The sequence below is a fragment of the Mycobacterium mantenii genome (genome assembly GCF_001667865.1).
GTDB lineage: Bacteria > Actinomycetota > Actinomycetes > Mycobacteriales > Mycobacteriaceae > Mycobacterium > Mycobacterium mantenii_A.
Genome location: NZ_LZJP01000092.1, coordinates 1 through 25,168, shown reverse-complemented (window position 1 = coordinate 25,168; position 25,168 = coordinate 1). Strand labels below are relative to the sequence as shown.

General features: G+C 68.5%; 21 protein-coding genes. 9 read left to right on the top strand and 12 right to left on the bottom strand.

Annotation, left to right across the window (positions count from 1 at the left end; all coding sequences use genetic code 11):
- Positions 1-35: 35 nt before the first annotated feature.
- The 4 genes from glgX to A5688_RS27770 are packed head-to-tail and all read left to right on the top strand — an operon-like array spanning position 36 to position 6,507.
- On the top strand, positions 36-2,246 hold the full coding sequence (glgX, locus tag A5688_RS16160; RefSeq protein WP_067828752.1) for a glycogen debranching protein GlgX: 2,211 nt from the start codon (positions 36-38) through the stop codon (positions 2,244-2,246).
- 3 nt (positions 2,247-2,249) lie between these two features.
- The gene (gene treY, locus A5688_RS16155) at positions 2,250-4,550 is read left to right on the top strand and encodes a malto-oligosyltrehalose synthase (protein ID WP_067908120.1); all 2,301 of its coding nucleotides are present in this window, start codon (positions 2,250-2,252) and stop codon (positions 4,548-4,550) included.
- Positions 4,543-6,273: a malto-oligosyltrehalose trehalohydrolase gene (treZ, locus tag A5688_RS16150; RefSeq protein ID WP_067908117.1), complete on the top strand. Its 1,731-nt coding sequence runs from the start codon at positions 4,543-4,545 to the stop codon at positions 6,271-6,273. The genes treY and treZ overlap by 8 nt, the downstream gene beginning before the upstream one ends.
- Before the next feature lie 57 nt (positions 6,274-6,330).
- Positions 6,331-6,507, top strand: coding sequence for a hypothetical protein (locus A5688_RS27770; RefSeq protein ID WP_165606878.1), 177 nt, complete (start codon positions 6,331-6,333; stop codon positions 6,505-6,507).
- A 7-nt stretch (positions 6,508-6,514) separates the two neighbouring features.
- Here A5688_RS27770 and A5688_RS16140 read toward each other — a convergent pair whose 3' ends face one another.
- Complete coding sequence (locus tag A5688_RS16140; protein ID WP_067908111.1) at positions 6,515-7,843, bottom strand: aminotransferase class I/II-fold pyridoxal phosphate-dependent enzyme; 1,329 nt, start codon at positions 7,841-7,843, stop codon at positions 6,515-6,517.
- Positions 7,844-7,884: 41 nt separating this feature from the next.
- Between A5688_RS16140 and A5688_RS16135 the strand changes: the two genes are divergently transcribed.
- Entirely contained in the window at positions 7,885-8,574 is a 690-nt protein-coding gene (locus A5688_RS16135) for a pyridoxamine 5'-phosphate oxidase family protein (RefSeq protein ID WP_067908108.1), read from the top strand.
- A 12-nt stretch (positions 8,575-8,586) separates the two neighbouring features.
- On the opposite strand, the gene A5688_RS16130 is transcribed toward A5688_RS16135, so the two are convergent.
- From A5688_RS16130 to A5688_RS16115, 4 genes are all read right to left on the bottom strand, one after another.
- Entirely contained in the window at positions 8,587-9,507 is a 921-nt protein-coding gene (locus A5688_RS16130; protein WP_067908105.1) for a phosphatase PAP2 family protein, read from the bottom strand.
- Positions 9,508-9,525: 18 nt separating this feature from the next.
- Entirely contained in the window at positions 9,526-10,821 is a 1,296-nt protein-coding gene (ilvA, locus tag A5688_RS16125) for a threonine ammonia-lyase (protein ID WP_067908102.1), read from the bottom strand.
- A gap of 38 nt (positions 10,822-10,859) precedes the next feature.
- Positions 10,860-11,297: a nitroreductase family deazaflavin-dependent oxidoreductase gene (locus A5688_RS16120; RefSeq protein WP_067828785.1), complete on the bottom strand. Its 438-nt coding sequence runs from the start codon at positions 11,295-11,297 to the stop codon at positions 10,860-10,862.
- A gap of 81 nt (positions 11,298-11,378) precedes the next feature.
- Complete coding sequence (locus A5688_RS16115; protein ID WP_067908137.1) at positions 11,379-11,936, bottom strand: TetR family transcriptional regulator; 558 nt, start codon at positions 11,934-11,936, stop codon at positions 11,379-11,381.
- 97 nt (positions 11,937-12,033) lie between these two features.
- Here A5688_RS16115 and A5688_RS16110 point away from each other — a divergent pair, with 97 nt between their 5' ends.
- Together A5688_RS16110 and A5688_RS16105 are read left to right on the top strand one after the other, a co-directional pair.
- Positions 12,034-12,441: a hypothetical protein gene (locus tag A5688_RS16110; protein WP_067908099.1), complete on the top strand. Its 408-nt coding sequence runs from the start codon at positions 12,034-12,036 to the stop codon at positions 12,439-12,441.
- Positions 12,438-13,901, top strand: a complete 1,464-nt coding sequence (locus A5688_RS16105; RefSeq protein ID WP_067908096.1) for an FAD-dependent oxidoreductase — start codon at positions 12,438-12,440, stop codon at positions 13,899-13,901. Before A5688_RS16110 ends, A5688_RS16105 begins: the two co-directional genes overlap by 4 nt.
- Positions 13,902-13,908: 7 nt before the next feature.
- On the opposite strand, the gene A5688_RS16100 is transcribed toward A5688_RS16105, so the two are convergent.
- From A5688_RS16100 to A5688_RS16080, 5 genes are all read right to left on the bottom strand, one after another.
- On the bottom strand, positions 13,909-14,685 hold the full coding sequence (locus A5688_RS16100) for a DUF6065 family protein (protein WP_067908094.1): 777 nt from the start codon (positions 14,683-14,685) through the stop codon (positions 13,909-13,911).
- Between the two features lie 109 nt (positions 14,686-14,794).
- Positions 14,795-16,696 carry a lysophospholipid acyltransferase gene (locus A5688_RS16095; protein WP_067828797.1) on the bottom strand — a complete coding sequence of 634 codons (1,902 nt, stop codon included), beginning with the start codon at positions 16,694-16,696 and terminating at the stop codon, positions 14,795-14,797.
- A complete protein-coding gene (fadD11, locus tag A5688_RS16090) occupies positions 16,693-18,519 on the bottom strand; it encodes a fatty acid--CoA ligase FadD11 (RefSeq protein WP_067908091.1) in 1,827 nt (608 codons plus the stop codon). The genes A5688_RS16095 and fadD11 overlap by 4 nt, the downstream gene beginning before the upstream one ends.
- A gap of 91 nt (positions 18,520-18,610) precedes the next feature.
- Complete coding sequence (locus A5688_RS16085) at positions 18,611-19,087, bottom strand: VOC family protein (protein ID WP_067908088.1); 477 nt, start codon at positions 19,085-19,087, stop codon at positions 18,611-18,613.
- Positions 19,084-19,485, bottom strand: a complete 402-nt coding sequence (locus A5688_RS16080; RefSeq protein WP_067828805.1) for a helix-turn-helix domain-containing protein — start codon at positions 19,483-19,485, stop codon at positions 19,084-19,086. Before A5688_RS16080 ends, A5688_RS16085 begins: the two co-directional genes overlap by 4 nt.
- A gap of 60 nt (positions 19,486-19,545) precedes the next feature.
- Here A5688_RS16080 and A5688_RS16075 point away from each other — a divergent pair, with 60 nt between their 5' ends.
- Together A5688_RS16075 and A5688_RS16070 are read left to right on the top strand one after the other, a co-directional pair.
- Complete coding sequence (locus A5688_RS16075) at positions 19,546-19,992, top strand: PPOX class F420-dependent oxidoreductase (protein WP_067828808.1); 447 nt, start codon at positions 19,546-19,548, stop codon at positions 19,990-19,992.
- The gene (locus A5688_RS16070) at positions 19,989-20,930 is read left to right on the top strand and encodes an MBL fold metallo-hydrolase (RefSeq protein WP_067908085.1); all 942 of its coding nucleotides are present in this window, start codon (positions 19,989-19,991) and stop codon (positions 20,928-20,930) included. The genes A5688_RS16075 and A5688_RS16070 overlap by 4 nt, the downstream gene beginning before the upstream one ends.
- A gap of 115 nt (positions 20,931-21,045) precedes the next feature.
- Here A5688_RS16070 and dnaE read toward each other — a convergent pair whose 3' ends face one another.
- Together dnaE and A5688_RS16060 are read right to left on the bottom strand one after the other, a co-directional pair.
- The gene (gene dnaE, locus A5688_RS16065; RefSeq protein WP_067908082.1) at positions 21,046-24,585 is read right to left on the bottom strand and encodes a DNA polymerase III subunit alpha; all 3,540 of its coding nucleotides are present in this window, start codon (positions 24,583-24,585) and stop codon (positions 21,046-21,048) included.
- Positions 24,586-24,652: 67 nt separating this feature from the next.
- Positions 24,653-25,084: a type II toxin-antitoxin system Rv0910 family toxin gene (locus A5688_RS16060; RefSeq protein ID WP_067828816.1), complete on the bottom strand. Its 432-nt coding sequence runs from the start codon at positions 25,082-25,084 to the stop codon at positions 24,653-24,655.
- Positions 25,085-25,168: the final 84 nt, after the last annotated feature.

The window sequence follows — 25,168 nt, the reverse complement described above, 5'->3', positions numbered from 1 at the left end:
GCGTGAGCGCAACCGCGCGCGGATAAGGTCGATAGGTGTCAACCAACAATCCCGCTTCAGCAGCAGGCGGCAAGCACCAACCCAAGCTCGCCACCGTGTGGCCGGGAACCCCGTATCCACTGGGCGCCTCCTACGACGGCGCGGGAACCAACTTCTCGCTGTTCTCCGAAATCGCCGAGAAGGTCGAGCTGTGCCTGATCGACGACCATGGCAACGAGTCGCGGATTCCCCTGGACGAGGTGGACGGTTTCGTTTGGCACGCCTATCTGCCCAACATCACCCCGGGCCAGCGCTACGGCTTTCGCGTCTACGGCCCCTTCGACCCGGCCGCCGGTCACCGCTGTGACCCCAGCAAGTTGTTGCTGGACCCGTACGGCAAGGCTTTTCACGGCGACTTCACCTTCGGCCAGGCGCTGTTCTCCTACGACCTGAAGGCCTTCAGCGAAAGAGACCCCGACGGGCCCAACGCCGATGGCGCCGACCCGGGGATTCCCCCGATGGTCGATTCGCTGGGCCACACCATGACCAGCGTGGTGAGCAACCCGTTCTTCGACTGGGGATCCGACCGCGCGCCGCTGACTCCCTACCACGAAACCGTCATCTACGAGGCGCACGTCAAGGGGATGACACAGACGCACCCGGGCATTCCCGAGGAGCTGCGCGGCACCTACGCGGGTCTGGCCCACCCGGTGATCATCGACCACCTCAAGTCGCTGCGTGTCACGGCCATCGAGCTGATGCCGGTGCACCAGTTCATGCACGACTCGCGACTGCTGGACCTGGGTCTGCGAAACTACTGGGGCTACAACACTTTCGGGTTTTTCGCGCCGAACAACGAGTACGCCGCCAACCGCACGTCCAGCGTCGCCGAGTTCAAATCGATGGTGCGCAGCTTCCACGAAGAGGGCATCGAGGTGATCCTCGATGTGGTGTACAACCACACCGCCGAGGGCAATCACCTCGGCCCGACCATCAATTTCCGCGGCATCGACAACGCCGCGTACTACCGGCTCATGGATACCGACCTGCGGTTGTACAAGGACTACACCGGCACCGGCAACAGCCTGAACCCGCGTCACCCGCACGTGCTGCAGCTGATCATGGACTCGCTGCGCTACTGGGTGACCGAGATGCACGTGGACGGGTTCCGCTTCGACCTGGCCGCCACGCTGGCCCGCGAACTGCACGACGTCGACCGACTGAGCGCGTTCTTCGATCTGGTGCAGCAGGATCCGATCGTCAGCCAGGTCAAATTGATCGCCGAACCCTGGGACGTCGGCGAGGGCGGCTACCAAGTCGGGAATTTCCCGGGTTTGTGGACCGAGTGGAACGGGAAGTATCGCGATACTGTGCGCGACTACTGGCGGGGCGAGCCCGCAACCCTGGGCGAGTTCGCTTCCCGGCTGACCGGGTCGTCGGACCTGTACGAGGTGACCGGTCGGCGCCCCAGCGCCAGCATCAACTTCGTCACCGCGCACGACGGATTCACGCTCAACGACCTGGTGTCCTACAACGAGAAACACAACATGGCCAACGGGGAGGACAACCGGGACGGTGAAAGCCACAACCGATCGTGGAACTGTGGCGTCGAAGGCCCCACCGACGACCCCGACATCATCGAGCTGCGCTCCCGCCAGATGCGCAACTTCTGGGCGACCCTGATGCTCAGCCAGGGCACGCCGATGATCGCCCACGGTGACGAGTTCGGGCGCACGCAGAACGGCAACAACAACGTGTACTGCCAGGACTCCGAATTGTCTTGGATGGATTGGTCTTTGGTTGACAAGAACGCCGACCTGCTGGCGTTCGCGCGCAGGGTGAGCACACTGCGCAGGCGGCATCCGGTGTTTCGCCGGCGCCGGTTCTTCGAGGGCGAACCGATCCGGAGCGGCGACGAGGTGCGCGACATCGCCTGGCTGAATCCCAGTAGCCGCGAGATGACGCACGAGGACTGGGGCGAGAGCATCCACAAGTGCGTGGCGGTGTTCCTCAACGGCGACGCCATCACCGCGCCGAACGCCCGCGGCGAGCGGGTGGTCGACGACTCGTTCCTGTTGTGTTTCAACGCCGGTGAGGATCCGGTGGAGTTCGTGACGCCAAACAGCGACTATGCGAAAGAGTGGACCGTGGAACTGGACACCAACGAACCGACGGGTCGCAAAGAGGGGGCTGATCAGGTGGTGACCGCCGAAGAGAAGGTCTCACTGCCGTCACGCTCGCTGCTGGTCCTGCGTAAGACGCAGTGACGCATGGCCTTACCCGTCATCTCCACCTATCGGCTGCAACTGCGTGGTGAATCCAGTGGGTTCGCGTTCACCTTCGCCGACGCGGAAAACCTGCTGGACTACTTGAACGACCTCGGGGTGTCGCACCTGTACCTGTCCCCGATCATGACCGCGGCCGCGGGATCGAGCCATGGCTACGACGTCACCGACCCCACGACGGTCTCCCCCGAGATCGGCGGCGCCGACGGCCTGGCGCGGCTGTCGGCGGCGGCGCGGGAGCGCGGCATGGGGCTGGTCGTCGACATCGTGCCCAACCATGTGGGCATCGATGTGCCCCGGCAGAACCCGTGGTGGTGGGATGTGCTGCGGAACGGCCGTTCTTCGCCCTACGCAACGTATTTCGACATCGACTGGGACCTCGACGACGAGGGCCGCATCGTCCTGCCGGTGCTGGGCTCCGACGACGATGCCGCCGACCTCACCGTCGACGGGGACCTGTTGCGACTGGGCGATCTGGCGCTGCCGATCGCGCCCGGCACCGCGGGGGGCACCGGTCCCGAGGTGCACGACCGCCAGCACTACCGGCTGGTGGGCTGGCGAAACGGCGTGTGCGGCTACCGCCGCTTCTTCTCGATCACCTCGCTGGCCGGGTTGCGTCAGGAGGATCGCGCGGTCTTCGACGCCACCCACGCCGAAGTCGGCCGGTGGTTCGCCGAGGGACTCGTCGACGGCATCCGCATCGACCACCCCGACGGTCTGTCCGATCCGTGCGGGTACCTGGCCTGGCTGCGCGAGCTGACCGGTCCGGCGGCCTGGATCGTGATCGAGAAGATCTTGGCCGTCGACGAGGCGCTCGAGCCCACCCTGCCGGTCGACGGCACCACGGGTTATGACGCGCTGCGCGAAATCGGCGGCGTTCTGGTGGATCCGAAGGGCGCCCCCGCGCTGACCGCGCTGGTGGAATCCGCGGGAGTCGACTACCAGGCGATGCCGGAGATGCTGTCGGAACTCAAGATTCGTTCGGCCTCCGACACGCTGGCCAGTGAGCTGCGCAGGCTGCGCCGCAGCATCGTCGCGGCGGCCGGCGTCGATCACCCGCAGCTGCCCGAGGCGGTGGCCGCGCTGCTCACCCACATCGGGGTCTACCGCTCCGATTACCCCGGCCTGGTCGCGCTGCTGCCCACCGCGCTGGCCGAAACCGAGGCTGCCGCACCCGAATTGGGTCCCGCGCTGCAGGTGCTGGCCGCGGCCCTGGCCCGCGGCGGCGAGCCGGCCACCCGGCTGCAGCAGCTCTGCGGGGCCGTCACCGCCAAGGCGGTCGAGGACTGCCTGTTCTACCGTGACGCCCGGCTGGTTTCGCTGAACGAGGTGGGCGGCGAGCCGCACCGCTTCGGTGTCGGTGCCGCCGAATTTCATCACAGTGCCGCCACTCGCGCCCGGTTGTGGTCGCAGACCATGACGACGCTGACCACGCATGACACCAAACGCGGCGAGGATGTGCGGGCCCGGATCTCGGTGCTGTCGCAGGTGCCTTCGCTGTGGACCGAGTTCCTGGCCCGCTGGGAGATCGCCGCGCCCTCCCCCGACCCGGCAACCGGACAATTCCTGTGGCAGAACATCTTCGGCGTATGGCCGGTCGACGGTGAGGTCACCGCCGAGCTGCGCGACCGGCTGCACGGCTACACCGAGAAGGCCATCCGGGAAGCGGCCTGGCACACCTCGTGGAACGACCCGGACGCCGCGTTCGAGAAATCGGTGCACCGGTGGCTGGACACCGTGCTCGACGGCCCGGTGGCCGGCCAGCTGACCGAGCTTGTCGCCCAACTCAATCCGCATGCCGCCAGCGACTCGCTGGCCCAGAAGCTGCTGGCGCTGACGGTGCCCGGGATTCCGGATGTGTACCAGGGCACCGAACTGTGGGACGACAGCCTGGTCGACCCGGACAATCGCCGTGCCGTCGATTACGCCGCCCGGCGCGCCGCCCTGCGGGCATTGGAGCATCCGAAGATCCGGGTCGTCACCACCGCGCTGCGCGTGCGCCGTCAGCATCCGGACGCCTTCCTGCACGGCGACTACGTCCCAGTCCTGGCCAACGGTGATGCCAGCGATCACGTGCTGGCCTTCCGGCGCGGCGAGGACATCGTGGTAGCGGTGACCCGCTGGACCGTACGGCTAAGCGAAACAGGATGGGGCAACACGGTTTTGCCGCTGCCGGACGGGACCTGGAAGGATGCGCTCACCGGGGTGATCGCCGACGGTCCGACGTCGGCGGCCCAGTTGTTCGCCGACCTGCCCGTCGTCCTGCTGGAGCGCCACCATGACTGAGTTCCGGGTCTGGGCACCCAAACCGGCGCTGGTTCGGCTCGACGTCGACGGCCGGGCGCACGCCATGACGCGCTCGGATGACGGCTGGTGGCACGCCACCGTGGACACTGCGCCGGACGCCCGCTACGGCTATCTGCTCGACGACGACCCCAAAGTGTTGCCCGACCCGCGTTCGGCCCGCCAGCCCGAGGGTGTGCACGAGCGCTCGCAATTATGGGATCCGGCCGCCGCGACGTGGACCGATTCGGCCTGGCCCGGCCGCGCGGTCGAGGGCGCGGTGATCTACGAGATGCACCTGGGCACGTTCACCGAGGCCGGCACCTTCGATTCCGCGATCGAGAAGCTGGACTACCTGGTCGATCTCGGCGTGGACTTCGTCGAGCTGATGCCGGTGAATTCCTTTGCCGGTACTCACGGTTGGGGATACGACGGTGTGCTGTGGTACAGCGTGCACGAGCCCTACGGTGGACCCGACGGGCTGGTGCGCTTCGTCGATGCCTGCCACGCCAAGGGTTTGGGCGTGCTGATCGACGCGGTCTTCAACCACCTCGGCCCGTCGGGCAACTACCTACCGCGATACGGACCCTACCTGTCGTCGGCGAGCAACCCGTGGGGTGAGGGCATCAACATCGCCGACGCCGATTCCGACGAGGTGCGCCGCTACATCATCGGGTGCGCGCTGCGCTGGATGCGCGATTTCCATGCCGACGGCCTGCGGCTGGACGCGGTCCACGCGCTGGTGGACACCACCGCGATCCACATCCTCGAGGAGCTGGCCACCGAAACGGATTGGCTGGCACAGCAGTTGGGGCGCCCGCTGTCGCTGATCGCCGAGAGCGACCTGAACGACCCGCGGCTGATCACCCCGCGCGATCGCGGTGGGTACGGTCTGACCGGGCAATGGGCCGACGACATTCATCACGCCATTCACACCGCGGTGTCCGGCGAACGTCAGGGTTACTACGGCGACTTCGGCAGCCTGGCCACCCTGGCGCAGACGCTGCGCCACGGCTTCTTCCACGCCGCCACCTATTCGTCGTTCCGGCACCGCCGCCATGGGCGACCCCTGGACACCAGCGAGGGATCCGGCATCCCGGCCACCCGGCTGGTGGCCTACACTTGCACGCACGATCAGGTCGGGAACCGGGCCCTGGGAGATCGCCCGTCACAGAACCTGACCGGCGGCCAGCTGGCCATCAAGGCGGCGCTGGTGCTCGGATCTCCCTACACCACCATGCTTTTCATGGGCGAGGAATATTCGGCCTCGACCCCATTCCAGTTCTTCAGCTCCCATCCCGAACCGGAACTGGCCCGGGCCACCGCCGAGGGGCGCAAGGCCGAGTTCGCCGAACACGGCTGGGACGCCGACGAGATCCCCGACCCGCAGGACCCCCGGACATTCGCGCGCTCCAAACTGAACTGGAGTGAGGTCGACACCGGCGAACACGCCCGGCTGCACCGCCTGTACCGCGACCTGATCGCGCTGCGCCGCGACCACCCCGACATGGCCGATCCGTGGCTGGACCACCTCACGGTCGACTACGACGAGGACAATCGCTGGATCACCGTCTCGCGCGGCCGGTTACGCATCGTGTGCAACCTCGGCGCCGAGCGGGTGCGGATCCCGGTTAGCGGGGAGGTGGTACTGGCCTGGGACGAGCCCACCGTCGATGACAACGGCACTGTGCTGCAAGGCCATTCGTTCGCCATCCTGTCGGCCTGAGCGGCCTGTGGATAACTGATTGGCGGCCCGACGGGCTCACCCCCGATGATGCCGACCATGAATCAATCTGAATTCGGTCACCCGCTGCGGCGGATCTGCCTGCGCAAGCACGGTCGCGGCGCCGCGAACCCGGCGTCGGGCCCACGCACCGCGCGCCACGACCTGCCGCCGCATCCCAGCGTCGAGCTGTTGTGGCGCGGCCCGGGACCGGGGACCGACGACGACGGCGCCTGAGCCGCGGCTACACGATGGCGCGGCCCGCGGGATGCACCGCCCGGGCGACCGCGTCGGCGAGCGCGTCGATCTCGTCGGGAGTCAGGTCGGAGATCGTGATGCGAATGCCCGCCGGCGTGTTCATCCGAAACCGGCTGCCCGGCGCCACCGCCCAGCCCGCGCTCAGCAGCCGGGAAACCGCGACCGCCTCGTCGGGAACCGGAACCCACACGTTGAGCCCGGAGTGCCCGTGCGCCGGCAGACCGCGTTCGGACAGGGCGCCGCATAGCCGTTGGCGAATGTCGGCGTAGTGCCGCTCGGCCACAGCGACCAACTCCGTCGCCGCCCGGTCGGACCACAGACCTACGGCGAGCCGCTGCAGGATGTGGCTCACCCAGCCCGGTCCGAGCCGCAACCGGCCGTGCACCCGCTCGACGGTGCGCTGGTCACCGGCGAGGACGGCCACCCGCAGATCCGGGCCGTAGGCCTTGGACGCCGAGCGCACGAACGCCCAATGGGTGGTGGCGCCGGCCAGGGTGTGCAGCGACGCACCGGCAATGCCCGCGCAGTGGTCGTCTTCGACCAGCAGCAGATCGTCGGCCCGCCGCGCCAGCAGCTCACGCAGCGAATCGACACGATCCGCCGAAAGCGCTGCGCCCGTGGGATTTTGCGCGCGGTTGGTGAGCACCAGCGCACGCACCCCGCTCCCCAACGCCCGGGCCAGGTCGTCGGTCAGCGGGCCGTCGTCGTCGACCCGCACGGGTTCGGCGGAAAGCCCCAGTGCGGCAAGGAGATCGAGGAGGTTGGCCCAGCCCGGATCCTCGACCGCGACGCGATCACCCGGGCGCAGATGCGCGGTGAGCGCGCGTTCGATGCCGTCCAGAGCACCGCTGGTCACGGCCAGGTGATCGGCGGGGATCCCGTCCGCGGACAGCGTACGGCGGGCGAAGTCCCCCAGTGCCGGCGAAAGGGCGGGCTCGCCGTAGAGCACCGGCCGGCCCTCGCCCCCGGCGGGCAGCGTGACGCGCGCGATGGGCAGCAGGTCCGCGCGCGGGTTTCCGGTCGACAGGTCGCGGACGCCCGCGGGCACCTCGAGGCCGAGCAGTGAGCGCGGGGTGGTCGCCGGGCGCTGGCGCACGCGGGTGCCGCGCCGGCCGCCGGTTTCGACGGCCCCGCGATGACGGAGCAGGCGGTAGGCCGCGGCGGCGGTGTTGGCGTTCACGCCGAGCTGGGCGGCCAGCTCGCGCACCGGCGGGAGCGCATCACCGGGATGCAGGGTGCCGGCGGAGATCGCCGCCTCGATGCTGGCGGCTATGGATTCCGCACCCGTTCCGGTTATGCTGTTTTGTACTGGCACGCAATTGATTATGTACTAGAACAAACACGAGGGCAATTCCGATGGACACCGCATACCGGCCGACGGCACGCACCACCCCGACCCGCTATCGGAAGCGCGCTCGATACGACCGCCGCGCCGTGCACGACATCCTCGACGAGGCGCTGATCTGCCATCTGGGATACCTCAGCGCCGGCCGGCCGGTGGTGTTGCCCACGACGCACGCCCGGCTCGACGAGACGCTCTACCTGCACGGTTCGACCGGCAGCGGTCCGTTGCTGGCCGCCAAAACCGCCACAGCGGCCAAGGCGGCCGGGGCATCGGGATCGGGCCTGCCGGTCTGCGTCACCGTCACCCTGCTCGACGGCCTGGTGCTGGCGCGGTCCGCGATGCACCACTCGGTCAACTTCCGCTCGGTCGTCGCGGTCGGTGAGGCGCGCGTCGTCGACGATCCGGCCGAGAAGTCGCGGGCGCTGAACTGCCTGCTCGACCACATCGCGCCGGGGCGCGCGGCAGACTGCCGGGCCCCCGACGCCCGCGAGCTGGCCGCGACCGGGGTGCTCGCGCTCGACCTCGCCGAGGTCTCGGCGAAGGTGCGCAGCGGTCCCCCGGCCGACGATCCGGAGGACCTTCCGCTGCCCCATTGGGCGGGCGTGGTGCCGCTGAGCCTGACGGCCGGAAGCCCGGTGCCGGCCGACGACCTGACCGCCGGCACTCCGGTGCCGGCTTACCTAGGGCAAAGCCGGCGCTGAACAACCCGGTGCTCACGGGGCACCGGGCCGTCGGACGACCGCTCGGTCGCGGGCACGCCGGGTGTTGTCCCACCAGGATCCAACGAGCATGACGGTGCCGGCCCAGGCCATACCCAGCATCCAGCCGGACAGCACATCGCTGACGTAGTGGACACCCAGATAGACACGGGAGAAGCCGATCACGGACGCCGCTGCGGCCGTCATCGCCCATACCACCACGCGTCCGGTCCACCACGGGATCAGCCAGCGGGTCAGCACCCACGCGGAGATGACCATGATCGCGGCGGTACCCGTCGCGTGTCCGGACGGAAACGAGTACCCGTCGGCGTCGACCAGGGAGACGGGCAATGGCGGGCGTTGGCGACCGACCAAGACTTTGGCGGTGAAGAGCACCGGTGCAACCCCGGCACCACCGATCAGGGCAATCACCACGGGCCGCCACGACCGGGACCGGCAGCCGGCAACGGCGGAGACCGGCAAGGCGAGCGCGGCGAGAAAAAGTGGGCCGCCCGCGACAGTGACCGCTCGCATGGTGGTGGTCAGCCACAGATCGCGGTGGGTCGCAAGCCACCTGGTCATCGGTTGGTCGAACCCGGCGATGCCGTCGCCCTCAAGCACGTCATCGAGCACTTCGGTGAAGCCGACCGCCAGCGCCACGACCATGACCAGCCCGAAAAGCAATGCGACACCGGCGGCCTCGCTCGGCGGCAATCGACGGGCCAGCGCCCGCCCCGCGGGGCCGATCCGGGCGCGCACCCATGTCAGCACCGCGCCGATCACGGCGGCGTTCGACACCCTCTCCCAGAGCTCGCGTAACGGCCGCCCGCGCCGGGCAATCCAGATCGCCGCCGACGCGAGCAAGACGAGCCAGGCCACCACCCCCGCACTGACCAGACCGAAACCGGCAGTGCCGGGTCCGTACGGCGGGTCCATGTAGCGGGGCCCCGGGGTCTAGAGCAGCAGGTAGCGGTATGCCGGCGAGCCCGGTCTCAGGATCTCGACGTGCAACTCCGTCGCATGTATCCGGGCCAGCAGGCCGTCGAAGTCGGCCGACGATCCCAATTGGATGCCGACCAGCGCCTCCCCGATCTCCCGGTTGTTGCGCTTGACGTACTCGAACAGGGTGATGTCGTCGTTCGGTCCGAGCACCGTGTCCAGGAAGCGGCGCAGCGTGCCGGGCTCCTGCGGGAAGTCCACCAGGAAGTAGTGCTTGAGGCCGAGGTGGACCAGCGACCGCTCCAGCACCTCGCCGTACCGCGACACGTCGTTGTTGCCGCCCGAAATCAGGCAGATCACCGTCGAACCGGGCTCGATGTCGGTGTTCAGCAATCCGGTGACCGCCAGCGCGCCGGCGGGTTCGGCGATGATGCCCTCGTTCTGATAGAGCTCGAGCATCGCGGTGCACACCGCTCCCTCGTCGACCGCGGTGATCGAGACCATGTCGCCGGCGGCCGCCAGCGCGGCGTAGGTCAGGTTTCCGGCGCGGCGCACCGCGGCGCCGTCGACGAACTGGTCGACGTGGTCCAGCGTCACCGGCTCCCCCGCGGCCAGCGCGGCCATCATCGCCGCTGCGCCGGCCGGCTCGATGCCCAGGACCGACGTGTTGTTCGTCCGCTCGGCGAGGTAGGTGGTGATGCCGGCGATGCAGCCACCGCCGCCCACCGGGACCACCACCAGATCCGGCTCCCCCAAACCAAGCTTGTCGAGCTGGTCGAGCAGTTCGACGGCGATGGTGCCCTGGCCCGCGATGGTGCGCGGATCGTCATAGGGCGGTACCAGGGTGGCGCCGGTGCTTTCCGCGTCGGCCAGCGCCGCCTCGGCGGCGAGGTCGTAGGTGTTGCCGCCGACGATCAGTTCGATGAAGTCGCCGCCGTGGTAGCGGATCCGGTCGCGCTTCTGCATGGGCGTTTTGGCCGGCACATAGACGCGGCCGTGCACCTGCAGCGTCCGGCACGCGTAGGCGAAACCCTGCGCGTGATTGCCCGCCGAGGAGCACACCACGCCTGCGGCGAGCTCCGCCTCGGACAGCTGGACCAGCAGGTTGTAGGCGCCGCGCAGCTTGTAGGAGCGAACAATCTGCAGGTCCTCGCGCTTGAGGTAGACCCGCGCGCCGGTGATCGCCGACAACCGGTCGCTGAACTGCAGGGGGGTCGGCGTGACCACCGTGGCGATCCGCTTGGCCGCGCTGTCGATGTCAGCCGCGGATACCGGCGCGACGCTCGGGTGATGACTCAATTCGGCGGACACTGGTCAATGGTGCCACGACAGCCGACCATCTCCGGAATTCAGCCGACCGGGGTCAGCACGAACACCGGGATCTGGCGGTCGGTCTTGGTCTGATACTCGGCGTAGTCCGGCCACGCGTCCACGGCCCGCTCCCACCAGCTGTCCTTCTCGTCGCCGAAGACCTCCCGGGCGTCGTAATCGCGGGTCACCGAGCCGTCCTGCAGCTCGACGCGGGGGTTCTTCTTGATGTTGTGGTACCAGACCGGGTTCTTCGGCGCCCCGCCCAGCGAGGCGACGACCGCGTACTCGCCGCCATGCTCGACCCGCATCAGCGGCGTCTTGCGAAGTTTGCCGGTCTTGGCGCCGACCGTGGTCAGCAGAATGATCGGCTTGCCCTTCATGTCGGCGGCCTCGGCTCCCCCCGACTCGGCGTATTTGTCAGCTTGCTCGCGCGACCAGTCCCATGGGCTCGGGAGGTACTCCCCTTCTAACGGCATGTCCCCAACTCTAGGCGCGGTCTTCGCGCCCGAGGCGCGGTTTCGGCCGCCCGCCGCCTCGCCGCATGGGCCGCCGGGCCATCACGGGGCCGAGCCGGTGAGGTAGTGGGCGAGCACCGGGCGCAGCCATTCGGTCAACGTCGCGTCGTCCATCGAGGCCAGGGCGGGCACCCCAACAACGTTGCGCGCCATGGCAATTCCCAGTACCTGCGACCCCACCATCGCGGTCCGCTCGGCCGCGCGGTCGGGGGTGACGGCGGTCAGCGCCGGCGCCACCTTGTCGACGAACACTTCCAGTAGCGCATCGGCGGCGACCCGGTTGGTTGCCGCCGCCCGCAGCAGCGGCAGAAACGATCCGCCCGGATCCCACACCCGGATCAGAAACGGCACCAGCACGTCGGCGATACGTTCCGGGGCGACGCCGGTGAGGTCGGGGAAGGTGATGTCGAGGCGCGAGACCGCGGCGAACAGGTCGGCCTTGTTGCCGAAGTAGTGCATGACCAGCGCGGGATCGACGCCGGCCTCAGCCGCGATCGACCGGATGGTGGTCCGCTCGAAGCCATGAGTGGAGAACAGCGTGCGAGCGGCACTCAGGATCGTCGCGCGGGTGACTTTGCCGTCACGGGTCTTGCCGGGCATGCCGAAATTGTAGTTCAACAACTGTTGACATAGCCAGTGACCGGGCTTACGTTGATCTCAACAGTTGTTGAATCGATCTGGTCGAGGAGGCCCAGCCATGACCGTGACCGTCATCCAGATCGGCCTGGATCCCGACGTGATCGACTACTCGTCAGCGGAGTTCGCCCAGTTCGCAGGCCTGTCGAAAGAGGTGCTGCGGGCCGCCAACGACGACAACGTCGCGGGGTTGCGCGCCGCCGGCTACCAGGTCGACAACTGCCTGATCGACTTCGGTACCGCCGGCGCCGAGAAGGCCGGCGAGTGGCTACGCGCGAAGCGCTACGACGCGGTGCTGATCGGCGCCGGGATTCGCCTGGTCGCCGGCAACACCCTGCTGTTCGAGTCGATCGTCAACATCGCGCACGCCACCCAGCCCGGTTGCCGCTTCGTCTTCAACCGGGCCGCGCAAGCCACCCCCGGCGACATCCGTCGCTGGTACCCCGAACCGGAAGGAGCGATCCGATGACTACAACCGCTGTTCACGACGTCGACGTCCTGGTGGTCGGAGCCGGCCCCACGGGCCTGACGGCCGCGGGCGACCTGGCCCGCGCCGGACGGTCGGTGACCGTGCTGGAGCGCTGGCCCAACGAAAACCCGACCAGCCGCGCGTTCGCCGTCATGCCCCGCACGCTGGAGGTCCTCGACGCGCGTGACGCCGCCGACGACCTGCTGGCGCTCGGGCAGCGCGGACCGGACGTGACGCTGTTCGCGAAAGCCCGCCTCGACCTGACCCGGCTCGACTCGGCCTACCCGTTCGTGTTCATCACCCCGCAGACCAACGTCGACGCGGCACTGCGCCGATACGCCGTGGGCGAAGGCGCCGACCTCCGGCGCGGTGTCGAGGTGGTCGCGCTCGAGCAGGACGCCGACGGCGTCACGGTCACCGCGCGCCCCTTCGACGACGACGACCCCGCACACCGGCAGGCGTGGCGGGGGCGGTACGTGATCGGCGCCGACGGCGCGCACAGCACCGTCCGGACGTTGCTGGGCGTCGACTTTCCCGGCAAGACCGTGCTGACCTCGCTCATGCTGGCCGACGTCAAGCTGGCCCACGGCCCGTCGGGCGGCGGGTTGGTGGTGGGCACCACCAGTGACGTGTTGGGGTTCTTGGCCCCCTACAACCGTCACGACGAGGACGGCTCGTGGTACCGGACCCTGGTATGGGACCGCGACCACCAGCAGCCCGATGACGCGCCCGTCGACGACGCCGAGATCATCGACGTCCTGGCCCGCGCCATGCAGACGGACTTCGGCGTGATCGAGATCGGCTGGAAGTCGCGCTTCCACAGCGACGAAAGGCAGGTCGCGCAGTACCGGCACGGGCGGGTGTTCCTGGCCGGCGACGCCGCGCACGTGCACTCACCGATGGGCGGGCAGGGCATGAACACCGGCATCCAGGACGCCGCGAACCTGGCCTGGAAACTCGATGCCGTGCTCGGCGGCGCCGACGACCGCCTGCTGGACACCTATCAGGACGAGCGCCACCCGATCGGCAAACGGGTGCTGTTGCAGTCCGGGATGATCGCCCGCGGCGCGACGCTGCATCGACGGCCCGCGATTTGGCTACGTAATCTGTTGGCTCCCAACCTGCTTCGGATACCCGCGGTGCAGGACTTCGTGGCCGGCAGCTTCGCGGGCACGGCGTTGCGCTACGGCCGGCGCGGACTGGTCGGCACCCGCGCCGCCGCGATCCCGCTCGTCGGAGGGCGATTGACGCACCTGCAGCGCGGCGGTGGCTTCGTCTTCATCCGCGAATACGGCGCCGCCCCGATCGAGGCACCCGGGATGGTGCAGGCCGAGCGGTCCGACCGCGGCCCGGCCGTGCTGGTGCGCCCCGACGGGTACATCGCGTGGGCCGGCGCGTCGGCTCAGGTGCCGGACCGGATCACGAGCGTGGCCGCGGCGACCATCGTGTACGCGCGGTGATGTCGCCCTAGTCCGCGTTCTCGGGCTGGTGTGCGACGAACGACCGGAGATGACGGCGGGTCTGGTGGTCCTCGGCGCCGGGCTCGCCGTCGCTGTGCCGGCCCCGGGTGTAGTCGCCCTGCTTCTCGTTCGCGGCGCCGTCCGCGGCTTCTGGTTCGCGGCCCAGTGCGGCGCGTGAACCGAGGAAGAACTCGTGCTTGCGGTGCAGCTCCTCGTCGGATTCTATGGGCCGAAGCTCGGGGGCGAATTCCTCCAGCTCGGCCCGGCGCTGCGGCACGATCATGCAGATCGGCTCGTCGACCTCGAATCGCACCGGCATGAACTCGCGGGTGAATTTCCAATTCATGCTGAAACTCGAACTGGACCAATCGGTTTCGACGATGCCTTCCAACGGGGAGATGGCGTCCTTGGGATGGTTGGCCGGCCCGCGCACCAGCAGGTTGTAGCCCGGCGGGGTGCGGAACAGCATCGGAATGTGCCAGGTCAAGATGCCGAAGCCGAAGTGGCTCGACGGCAGGAACTGGCCGCTTTCGCGGGTGTCGGGCGCGATCATCAGGTTCGTGCGGTCGTTGCCGCCCATCCACGTCGCGGTGAACGCGTTCCGGTTGCGCACCTCCCAGCCGCTCTGGTTGGCGATCACCATCGGCAGACACCGGTGCGCCCGGCTCTGCCGCATCTCCGCCATCCACGTCCGGCCGACCGGCGCGGGGCCGATCGGCGGTGCGATGTCATGGGTGACGTAGGCGATCAGTGGGCGGGACTGCCCACCGGACTTCTCACTCATCAAATCCTCGCTTCACCGGCCGGTGCAGACCAGCACCGAGGTCGCCACCGCACTATCGCTACCGAACGTTAACGGCCCGTGAACCCCGCAGCCCGGCGCGAACCGGCGATCAGCGCGTTCTGGCCAGCTCCGCAATGGTATTCACCCGCCGGATCGCGGTGGCGATCTCGTCGGCGAACTCACGTCGTCGCCGGGCCATCTCCGGGTCCCCGAACCCGTCGACCAGCTCACGGTGCCGCGCCAGCCGCAGCGCGGTCTTGAACAGTTCCATCGACCGCGACTCGGCGCTGGCGATCCTGCGCTGCAGCTCCCACTGCTTGCCGACCTGCAGGCACTCGGCGAGGAAGGCGTCCTCGTCGAAGGAATCGTCGGAGTAGGCGGCGAGCCGGTCCGCGACGATGTGATAGGCGTCCAGGAACGGGCGCAACACCAGATGCGCCAGCAGCAGGTCGGCCCGTTCCAGCAGGCCGCGCACGAAGACGGCGCTGGTCGCCTTGCTGGTGTCCACCGGGTTGGCCGCCGGTCCGATCAGCCGGACTTCGTCGGCGAGGTCTTTCTCGAATTGCGCTCGTGCGGAGAACAAGAACTCGAATTTCAGCAATTCGCGCAGTTCGAGTGCCTCGTCGCGCACGGTCGCCGGTAGCACCGATCCGTCCGCGGCCTTTTCGGCGTCTTCGGCCGCGGCCAGCAGCGCCGTCTCGGCGATGGCGCGGTCGACCAGGATGTGGATGGCGGTGTTGCGGTAGAAGGCCGCGACCAGATGCTGGTCGGTCCCGATGCCCCACACCGCCTCGGTTCCGGCGTCGTAGACGCTGACCACGCCGGAGGCGACGAGCTGGTGCAGGGTCCAGCGGATGGTGGAGCGATTGGTCAGGTCGGCCGCCCCGGCCACCGCCCAGTTTCGCGCGGCGATGTAGCTCGCCAGCGGTTGCACCGTGGCCAGCACCTCGCTGATGGACAGGGAGCGGTCGGCGCCCAGCAGCGCCAGGCTGACCACCGCGGTCGGGGTGACCGCCGTCGCGCGATTGATGCGGTGCTCGACGTCCAGCGCGATGCGTTCGATCTCGGTCCCGACGCCCGATTCCTCGGACCGCAACTCCTCGAGGCGTTTGCGCAGCGGCAGCGGCTCGCCGAAGTCCAGGTAGGCCCGGCCCAGCCGGGTGCCCTGCTGGCGCGCGAGCCGGATCAGGAAGCGAAAATCCTCGGGCCGTTTCACCGCGCCGTAGGCCTCGGTGGTCATGGCCTCCACCTCGTGCAGCTGGTCGTACACGATCGAGGTGGGCACCAAATACACTTCGGGGCCGTCGATTTCGTCGACCGCGTCGGCGATGTAGCGCAGGATCCCGAACACCGGGGGCCGTAACTTGCCGGTCCTGGTCCGGCCCCCCTCGATGGACCAGGTCATATTGGCGTGGTTTTGCACCAGCTGGGCGGCATAAGCGCGCAGGACGAAGCGGTAGACCGGGATGTCCTTGGTCTGCCGCCGGATGAATATGGTCCCGGTGCGCTTGGCCCAGGCCCCCATCGGGAAGAAGTTCAGGTTGGCGCCGCCGAAGGTCAGCGCGGGTGAGAGCCGGCTGGCCTGGATCACCTCGGGCAATAACAGGCCATCCAGATAGGAGCGATGCGAAAAGGCAAACGCCAGTGTGGCTTTGCGATCCAGCTTGCGCAGCTGGGCGATCTGATCCTCGTCGGTCAGCACGTCGTAGGCGCGCATCAGCCAGCGACTGAAGCCGCGCCAGGCCGCCATGGCCGACTCGTCGAGCGACGGCGCCATCTCGCGCAGGTAGCAGGCGGCCTCGGCGCGCACGCTGTCCGGCTCGCGGCCGAGCTCGTGGGCCAGCTTGCGCAGCCGCTCGTCATACCATGGCGCGCCCAGCAATTCGACGACCTCGGCCGGGTCCGTCGACAACGGTGACGTCGACTCTTCGACGATCCCGCTGCGCTGCAACAGCTTTCGCACCCCGACCCGGCCGATTTCCCGGGCGGTCCCCGCCGGTCCCCCGCTCATGCCGGTTGCACCGTGGCGGCTTCGGAGGGCTCGTGGACCTCCGGATGCGGTTCGGGCGTGTAGAGCTGCTCGATCTCGTCGGCGTATTTCGCCATGATCGGCTTGCGTTTGAGCTTCATCGTCAGCGTGATCTCGTCGCCGCCGGGCTCCCACAACGTGGGCAGGATGCGAAACCGTTTGATCTGTTCCACCCGGGAGAGTTTGTCGTTGCCCGCGGCGACCCCGGCCGCGATCTGCGCGACGACGTCCGGGTCGGCCGCCAGCGCGGCCGGGGAGGCGTCGGGCAGGCCGCGCTGGGCCGCGTACGGGCCGACCGAGTCCGCGTCGAAGACCATCAGCGCGGTGTTGTAGGGCCGCCCATCGCCGATGGTGATCATCACCCCGACCATCGGGCACGCGGCCAGGATGGCGTTCTCGATGTTGGCCGGGGACATGTTCTTTCCGGCCGCATTGATGATCAGCTCCTTCTTACGATCCACCACGCGTAGATAGCCCTCGGCGTCCGCCTCCAGGATGTCGCCGGTGTGCAGCCAGCCCTCGGCGTCGATCGCCTCGGCGGTCTTCGCCGGCTCCTTGCGGTAGCCCCTCATCACCAGCGGACCGCGCACCAGAAACTCGCCGTCGTCGGCGATCTTGCCCTCGAGCCCGGGCAGCAGTCTGCCGACCGAACCCAGCCGCGCGTCGCGCGGATGACTCACGGCCGCAACGCAGCTCAGCTCCGACATCCCCCACACCTCGGCGATCGGAATCCCGATGCCGGCGAAGAAGGCCAGCGTCTCCTTGGGGATGGGCGCCGCGCCGGAGACCGCCCAGCGCAGTTCGCCGAACCCGAGCCGCTCGCGCAGCTTCGACAACACCAGCTCGTCGGCCTGGGCCCATTCGGCGGCCAGCTCGTCCGGCATCGGACCGCCGGTCACCAGCGCGTCGGCGCGCCTGGCCGCCACCGACATCGCCCACTGCAGCGCCTGGCGCTTGACGTCGTCGGTCTCGTTGGCGACGGTGAATTCGATTCCCGCCTTGAGCTTTTCCCAGACCCGCGGCACCGCGGCCCACACCGTGGGCCGCACGTCGGGCAGCGCGGCGGCGATGGCGCGCGGATCGTCGACGACGGTGACCTGGGCGCCGAACACCTCCAGGGCGTAGAGCCCCATCACCCGGTCGGCCATGTGTGCCGTCGGCAGATACGAGGTGACCCGGTCACCGAACTCCGAAGGAAGCACGGCGTTGAGGGCCTGGGACTCGAACAGCAGGTTCGCGTGGGTCATCTCGACACCCTTGGGGTTACCGGTGGTTCCCGAGGTGTAGACGAGGGTGACGATGTCGTCGGGTTGTACTGCGCGCCAGGTCGATTCGAAGTCGAAGTCGTCTTCGGCCGCCGCGTACAGCTGCTCGACCGACATCGTGCCCGGCGGTGCGCCGTCGATGCAGACGATGTGCTCGATCGGCACCCCAGCGGCGCGAATGCGGTCCACGTACTGCTCCTCGCAGATCGCGACCTTGGTGCCCGCGTTGCCGAACAGGTACGTCAGCTGCTCGGCCGGCAGCGTGTTGTACACCGAAAACGACGTCGCCCCAAGGTGTTGCGCACCGATCTCGAGCGGATAGAACTCGATCCGGTTGGCCATCATCAGCGAGACGGCGTCGCCGCGCCGAACCCCCAGTCCCGCCAGGCCCGCGGCGACCTTGCGGACCTGGTCGGCGCACTCGCGCCAGGTCAGCGTCCGGGTGGCGCCGGGTGTGCGCAGCACGACCGCGTCGGGGTCGATCGCGGCGTTGCGCTGAAACGCCTCGCACAAGGTGGCCGGATCCTGGGCCGTCGTCATTTCCGTCCTCCTCGGCGCCACATCAGCACTGTTTTCGTGAGCCTACGTCCGGGCATCCGGGGCGGGGAACATATCGCGCGACTTCACCGATTCACGCCTCCGGGCGCCAGAGCTGCACCGTGCTCGTCACGCCGCCGGGCAGTTCCAGCAGCTCGATCGGCGTGCCGTCGGGGTCATAGATGAAGAACATCCGCACTCCCCCGATGTCGACGGGCGGGTCGGCCCGGACGCCGGGGTGGTCGCCCGCCACCGTCTGGTAGGTCGCGTCGAGATCGTCGACGCGAAACGAGATGTTGGTGTAGCCCAGGTGCGGGCCGCTCGGGCACTCGGGCACCGCGCCCAACGACAACAGCTCCACCATCACCGCCCCGATCAGCCCGCCGATCATGCGGCCCCGCTGGGCGGCTCCGCCGGTGACCGAATCCAGTCCGGCGCCCTCGAGTTCGATGTCGAACACCACGTCCATGCCCAGCACGGCCGTGTAGAAGGCCAGCGACGCCTCGATGTCGGAGACGCCGATGCAGATGTGGGAGAAGTTCTGTACGGCGATGGGGTGCTGCTGGGTCATGCGGTCTCCTTGTCGGCGTGGGGTGGGTGAATGCCACAGGTACAGGCGTCGATTGAGGGGCAGGTGCAGCGCATCCCCCACTCGATGACGGCGCGGGCCCGGGCCAGCGACTCCATCTGCGCGTCGATCTCGGCCAGTTTGGCCTCGGCCAGGGCGCGGCTGACCGGGCGCCCGGGGGCGTCGTCGGCGAACAGCAGCTGGATCTCTTCCAGCGAGAACCCGGCCGCCTTGCACAGCGCGATCACTTCGAGACGGGCCAGAACGGAGTCGTCGTAGCGGCGCTGGCCGCCCATCCGCGCCGGCTCCGGCACCAGCCCGATCTGCTCGTAGTAGCGCAACGCGGTCGCGGCCACCCCGGCCCGGCGGGCCACCTCCCCGATGGTCAGGCTCGGTGCCATCGCACCTCCCGCGAATTAGATGCTTGACTTCGAGCCAACTCTAAGTCCTTGACTGTGGTCATGACCATCCCCCAACGCGAGGAGCTCGGCGAATCCCGCTACGCCCTGCTGCGCTCGTTTCGCCGCGACGGCACGCCCGTCGACACCCCGATCTGGTTCGCGCTCGACGGCGACGGATTGCTGTTTCGGACCAAGGTGGGCCCGAAGACCCGGCGGCTGGCCGCGCGCCGCGACGTCGAACTCGCCGCCTGCGACTACCGGGGCCGGGTGCGCCCCGGCACGCTCACGATGGCCGGCCGCGCCACGATCCTGGCCGGTGCCGAGGCCGCCCGCGCCAATCGCGTGCTGCACCGACGCTACGGCTGGCAGTGGAACATCGTCCCGCTGATCAAGGTTCCCGGCGTGACCAACGTGCACCAAGATCTGTGTGCGCGCGAGAGATTACGGCGCGCCCGGGACCGCGGCGTGTGGCCGGACAGCGTCATGGTGCGGGTGGAGCTGCCATGACGCGCACAACGGCACCCGACCCCGTCCGCTCCCCCGGCATCCGCCAATGCTGCGGCGCCGCAGCAGGACTGGTGCTCGGCATGGTGCGCCCGAGGCGGCCCGACGAGCGGTTCATCCTCAGCATCGCCGACGCGGGCCTGCCGGCTCCCGGCCGGACCGTGACGGTGACCGCGCTGCCTCAGGTGCCCCGCCCGGTGCCGACCGCCGCCATCGTCGAGGGCACCTTCACGCCGGCTTGCGTCGAGAACTCGCTGACGTCGTTCCTCGTCACCCACCCTGAGGCGACGTTCATCGTCGACCCCGCGGTGTGCGTCGACGCCGACCGACGCGCGATCGCCCAACTGCCCGCCGTGGTGCGCGTCGCGGTCCGCCCGCCCGCCGGCACCATCCCCACGATCGCGGCACTGAACCGGCTGCCCGACGCGCCACGCCTGGATTTCGCGCTCCCCACGCACGCGCACTGGGACCACGTGTCCGGTCTGCTCGACTTGCCGGACCTTCCCGTGCACCTGCATCGCCGGGAACACGAATGGGTCGGCTCGGGTCCCGTGGCGCCGGTCGGCGGGGTGCGCGACTCGCTGCGCGACAGGTCCATCCAGCACTACGACCTGGACGGGCCGCCCGTGCTGACCTTCACCGCAAGCCACGATCTGTTCGGCGACAACTCGGTCATCCTGGTGGATCTGGCCGGCCACACCCCGGGCAGCGTCGGGTTGCTCGCCCATACCGGCCGGGGATGGATCCTCATCGCCGGCGACGCCGCCTGGCATTATTTGCAGATTGACAAGATCCGGCAGAAGTCAAGCTACCCAGGCAATTTCGCGGACGAAGATCGGGAGGAGACCTTCAAGACCCTGCACCGCCTGCACCTGGCGCGGCACGCGGTCACGATCATCCCGACCCACGATCACCGGGCGGCGCTGGCGTTGGCCGGGTAGCCGCCGCGAGTGTGCGGCCGGCTTCGCACACGATCGAGTGTGCGGCCAGCCTCACGTTCGGACGCGAGTGTGCGGCCAGCTTCACACTCGCGGGGATCGGCGAAGCGCGGTGGGGCTAGCCGCCGAGACAGCCGGGGCCCAGCAGCGCCTTGAGGTCTCCCATCAGCGCCGGTGACGGCGTAACCCGAAGGGAGGCATCCAGTTCCAGCGTGGTGATGCGGTCCCCGCTGATCAGTCGCAGATGCACCTGCGAGGTGCCGGGGTGGCGGGCCAGCACCTGCTTGAGCGCGGTGACCTTGTCGATGGTGCACTGCCGGGTCGGCAGGCTGACCGCCAGCGGCCGATTCGGCTGGGCGTTGGAAAAGTCGGGCACTACGAGCTCATTGGCGATCAGGGCGACGCGGTCGTCGCGCAGCGACACCTTCGCCTTGATCAGCACCACGACGTCGTCGGCGATGTCGGCCCCGTGCACGGAGTACGCCTGCGGGAAGAACATCACCTCGATACCACCGGTGAGATCCTCCAATTGGGCTGACGCCCAAGGCATTCCGTTCTTGTTGACCCGGCGGTTGACCGATGCGAGGATGCCGCCCACCCGCACCTGGGTGTCGTTGGGGACATCGCCGTCGAGGATGGCCGGGATCTGGGTGTCCACCTGGGCGGTCAGCAGATGCGCCACCTGGTTGAGCGGATGCCCGGACACGTACAGGCCCAACATCTCCCGCTCCAGGGCGAGCTTGTGCTTGTCCTCCCACTCGTCGTCGGGCACCTTGATGTTGAACACAGAGTCGATGCCGCTACCGTCAGGGCCGCCGCCGAACAGGTCGAACTGGCCCATCGCCTCGGCCTTCTTGGTGCCCAGCACCGAATCGACCGCGTCGGTGTGCACCAGGAACAGGCCCTTGCGGGCGTGGCCCAGCGAGTCGAAGGCGCCGGCCTTGATCAGCGATTCGGTGACCTTCTTGTTGCAGGCCGCGACGTCGATCTTGTTCAGGTAGTCCGAGAAGTCGGTGAACTTGCCCTTGCCGTTGCGGGTGCCGATCAGCGAGCCGACCACGTTGGCGCCGACGTTGCGCACCGCACCGAGCCCGAAGCGGATGTCCTGGCCGACCGAGGCGAAGTTCACCAGCGACTCGTTGACGTCCGGCGGCAGCACCGTGATGCCCAGCTTGCGGCAGTCGGCCAGGTAGACCGCGGCCTTGTCCTTGTCGTCGCCCACCGACGTCAGCAGGCCGGCCATGTACTCGGCGGGATAGTTGGCCTTCAGGTAGGCGGTCCAGTAGGAGACCAGGCCGTAGCCCGCCGCGTGCGACTTGTTGAACGCGTACCCGGCGAACGGAAGGATGGTGTCCCACAAGGCTTTCACCGCTTTTTCGGAGAAGCCGTTGGCGGTCATGCCTTCGTAGAAGCCCTTGTACTCGGCCTCGAGCACCTCGAGCTTCTTCTTGCCCATCGCCTTGCGCAGCGCGTCGGCCTTGCCCATCGTGTAGGAGGCGACCTTCTGGGCGATGAACATGATCTGCTCTTGGTAGACGATCAGGCCGTGTGTCTCGGCGAGGATCTCGCGCAGCGGCTCCTCGAGCTCCGGGTGGATCGGCTTGACCGCCTGACGGCCGTTCTTGCGGTCGGCGTAGTCGTTGTGGGCGTTCATGCCCATCGGGCCGGGGCGGTACAGCGCCAGCACCGCGACGATGTCGTTGAACTCGGTGGGCTGCATGCGGCGCAACAGATCTCGCATCGGCCCGCCGTCGAGCTGGAACACGCCCAGGGTGTCGCCGCGCCCGAGCAACTCGTAGGTGGGTTTGTCGTCTAGGGGCACCGATTCCAGGTCGAGGTCGATGCCCCTGTTGGTCTTGATGTTCTCCAGCGCGTCGCCGATGATCGTCAGGTTCCGCAGGCCCAGGAAGTCCATCTTCAGCAGGCCGATGGCCTCACACGACGGGTAGTCCCAGCCGGTGATGATGGCCCCGTCCTGGGGCCGCTTCCACAGCGGGATGGCCTCGGTCAGCGGCTCGCTGCTCATGATCACCGCGCACGCGTGCACCCCGGCGTTGCGGATCAGGCCCTCCAGGCCGCGGGCCGTCTGGTAGATGGTGCGCACGTCGGGGTCGGTTTCGATCAGACCGCGGACCTCGGCGGCCTCCTTGAACCGCTCATGGCCCGGGTCGGTGATGCCCGACAGCGGGATGTCCTTGGCCATGATCGGCGGCGGCAGCGCCTTGGTGATCCGGTCGGCGATCGCGAACCCGGGCTGGCCGTAGTGGATGCGCGCCGAATCTTTCAGCGCCGCTTTGGTTTTAATGGTGCCGAAGGTGATCACCTGGGCGACGCGGTCCGAGCCCCACTTCTCGGCGGCGTAGCGCACCATCTCGCCGCGACGACGGTCGTCGAAGTCGATATCGATGTCGGGCGCCGACGGGCGTTCCGGGTTGAGGAAGCGCTCGAACAGCAGGCCGTGCGGAATCGGGTCGATGTTGGTGATGCCCAGCGCGTAGGCCACCAGCGAGCCCGCCGCCGAGCCGCGCCCCGGCCCCACCCGGATGTCGACCGATCGCGCGTAGTTGATCAGGTCGGCGACGATCAGGAAGTACGACGGAAAACCCTTGTCGCAGATGACCTTGATCTCGTACTCGGCCCGGTCGATGTAGTCCTGCCCGACGCCGGACGGGAAGCGGCGCGCCAACCCCGCCAGCACTTCGTGGTGCAGCCAGCTGGCCTGGTCGTGGCCCTCGGGCACCGGGAAGATCGGCATCCGGTCGCGTGGCGCCCACACCTCGTCGTAGGACTGCACCCGTTCGGCGATCAGCAGGGTGGAGTCACAGGCGCCGGGCACCTCGTCGTCCCAGATCTGGCGCATCTCGGCGGCCGACTTCAGGTAGTAGCCGTCGCCGTCGAACTTGAACCGGTTGGGGTCCGAGAGCGTCTTGCCGGTCTGCACGCACAGCAGCGCCTCGTGGTTGTGCGCGGCGTCGCGGGTGACGTAGTGGCAGTCGTTGGTGGCCAGCGGCGGGATGCCCAGCTTGCGGCCGATCTCGAGCAGCCCCTCGCGGACCCGCGTCTCGATGGACAGCCCGTGGTCCATCAGCTCCAGGAAGTAGTTGTCGGCGCCGAAGATCTCGCGCCACTTGGCGGCCGATTCCAGCGCCTCGCGCTCATGCCCCAGCCGCAGCCGGGTCTGCACCTCCCCCGACGGGCAGCCCGTGGTGGCGATGATGCCCTCGGCGTGTTCGGCGATGATCTCGGCGTCCATCCGCGACCACTTGCCGAGCTGGCCCTCGAACGACGCCAGCGAGGACAGCTTGAACAGGTTGCGCAGGCCGGCGGCGTTCTCGGCCACCATCGTCATGTGCGTGTAGGAGCCGCTGCCCGACACGTCGTCGGACTTCTGGCCCGGGTCGCCCCACAGGATGCGCCGGGTGTCGAAGCGCGAGGCCGGCGCGATGTAGGCCTCGACGCCGATGATCGGCTTGATCCCGGCCTTGGTCGCCGCGTTGTAGAACTCGCTGGCGCCGAACATGTTTCCGTGGTCGGTCATCCCGACCGCGGGCATCTGCAGCCGGTCCACCTCGGCCAGCATCGGCGCGATCTTCGCGGCACCGTCCAACATCGAATACTCGGTGTGGTTATGCAGGTGCACGAAGGACGAGTGGTTCATAGGGACGCCAGTCTATGACCGCACGGCGACACTTCCTCGGCGTGTCGCGTGAGTGTGTCTGGGCGAATTATCCGTACAACTCGACGAAGTTCGCCAGCGACTTCTGGACGTCGCCCTTGACGGCGCGCGCCGCCGCCGAGCCCACCGGACCGAACAACGCGCGTCCGCCCAGTTCGAGGCGCAGACCCAGCGTCGATCCGTTGCCGGTGGCCCGCACGGTGAGCGTGACGGCGTACTTGGCCCCGCCCTTGCCGGATCCCGACATCGCCACCTCGTGCGGCGGGTCCCACGTGGTCACCGTCCACGTCACCCGGTTGCGGAAGCCCTTGGCCCGCGCCACGCCGATGACCTGGGTGCCCTCGACGATCTCGTCGGGCAGGTCGCTGCGCCATCCCTCGTGCATGATCAGCCAGTCGCCCAGGTCCGAGAGGTCGGAGACGCGGTCCCACATGTCCTGCGGGGTCATCGGGACATCGGCGGTCAGGTCCACAGCAGCCATGAGCGGAGCCTAGCGCTTGGTCACATCCGCCACTGGGGTCTCAGCGCGGGGGGACATGGTCGAGTGCCCGCCTCTGAGCGACAA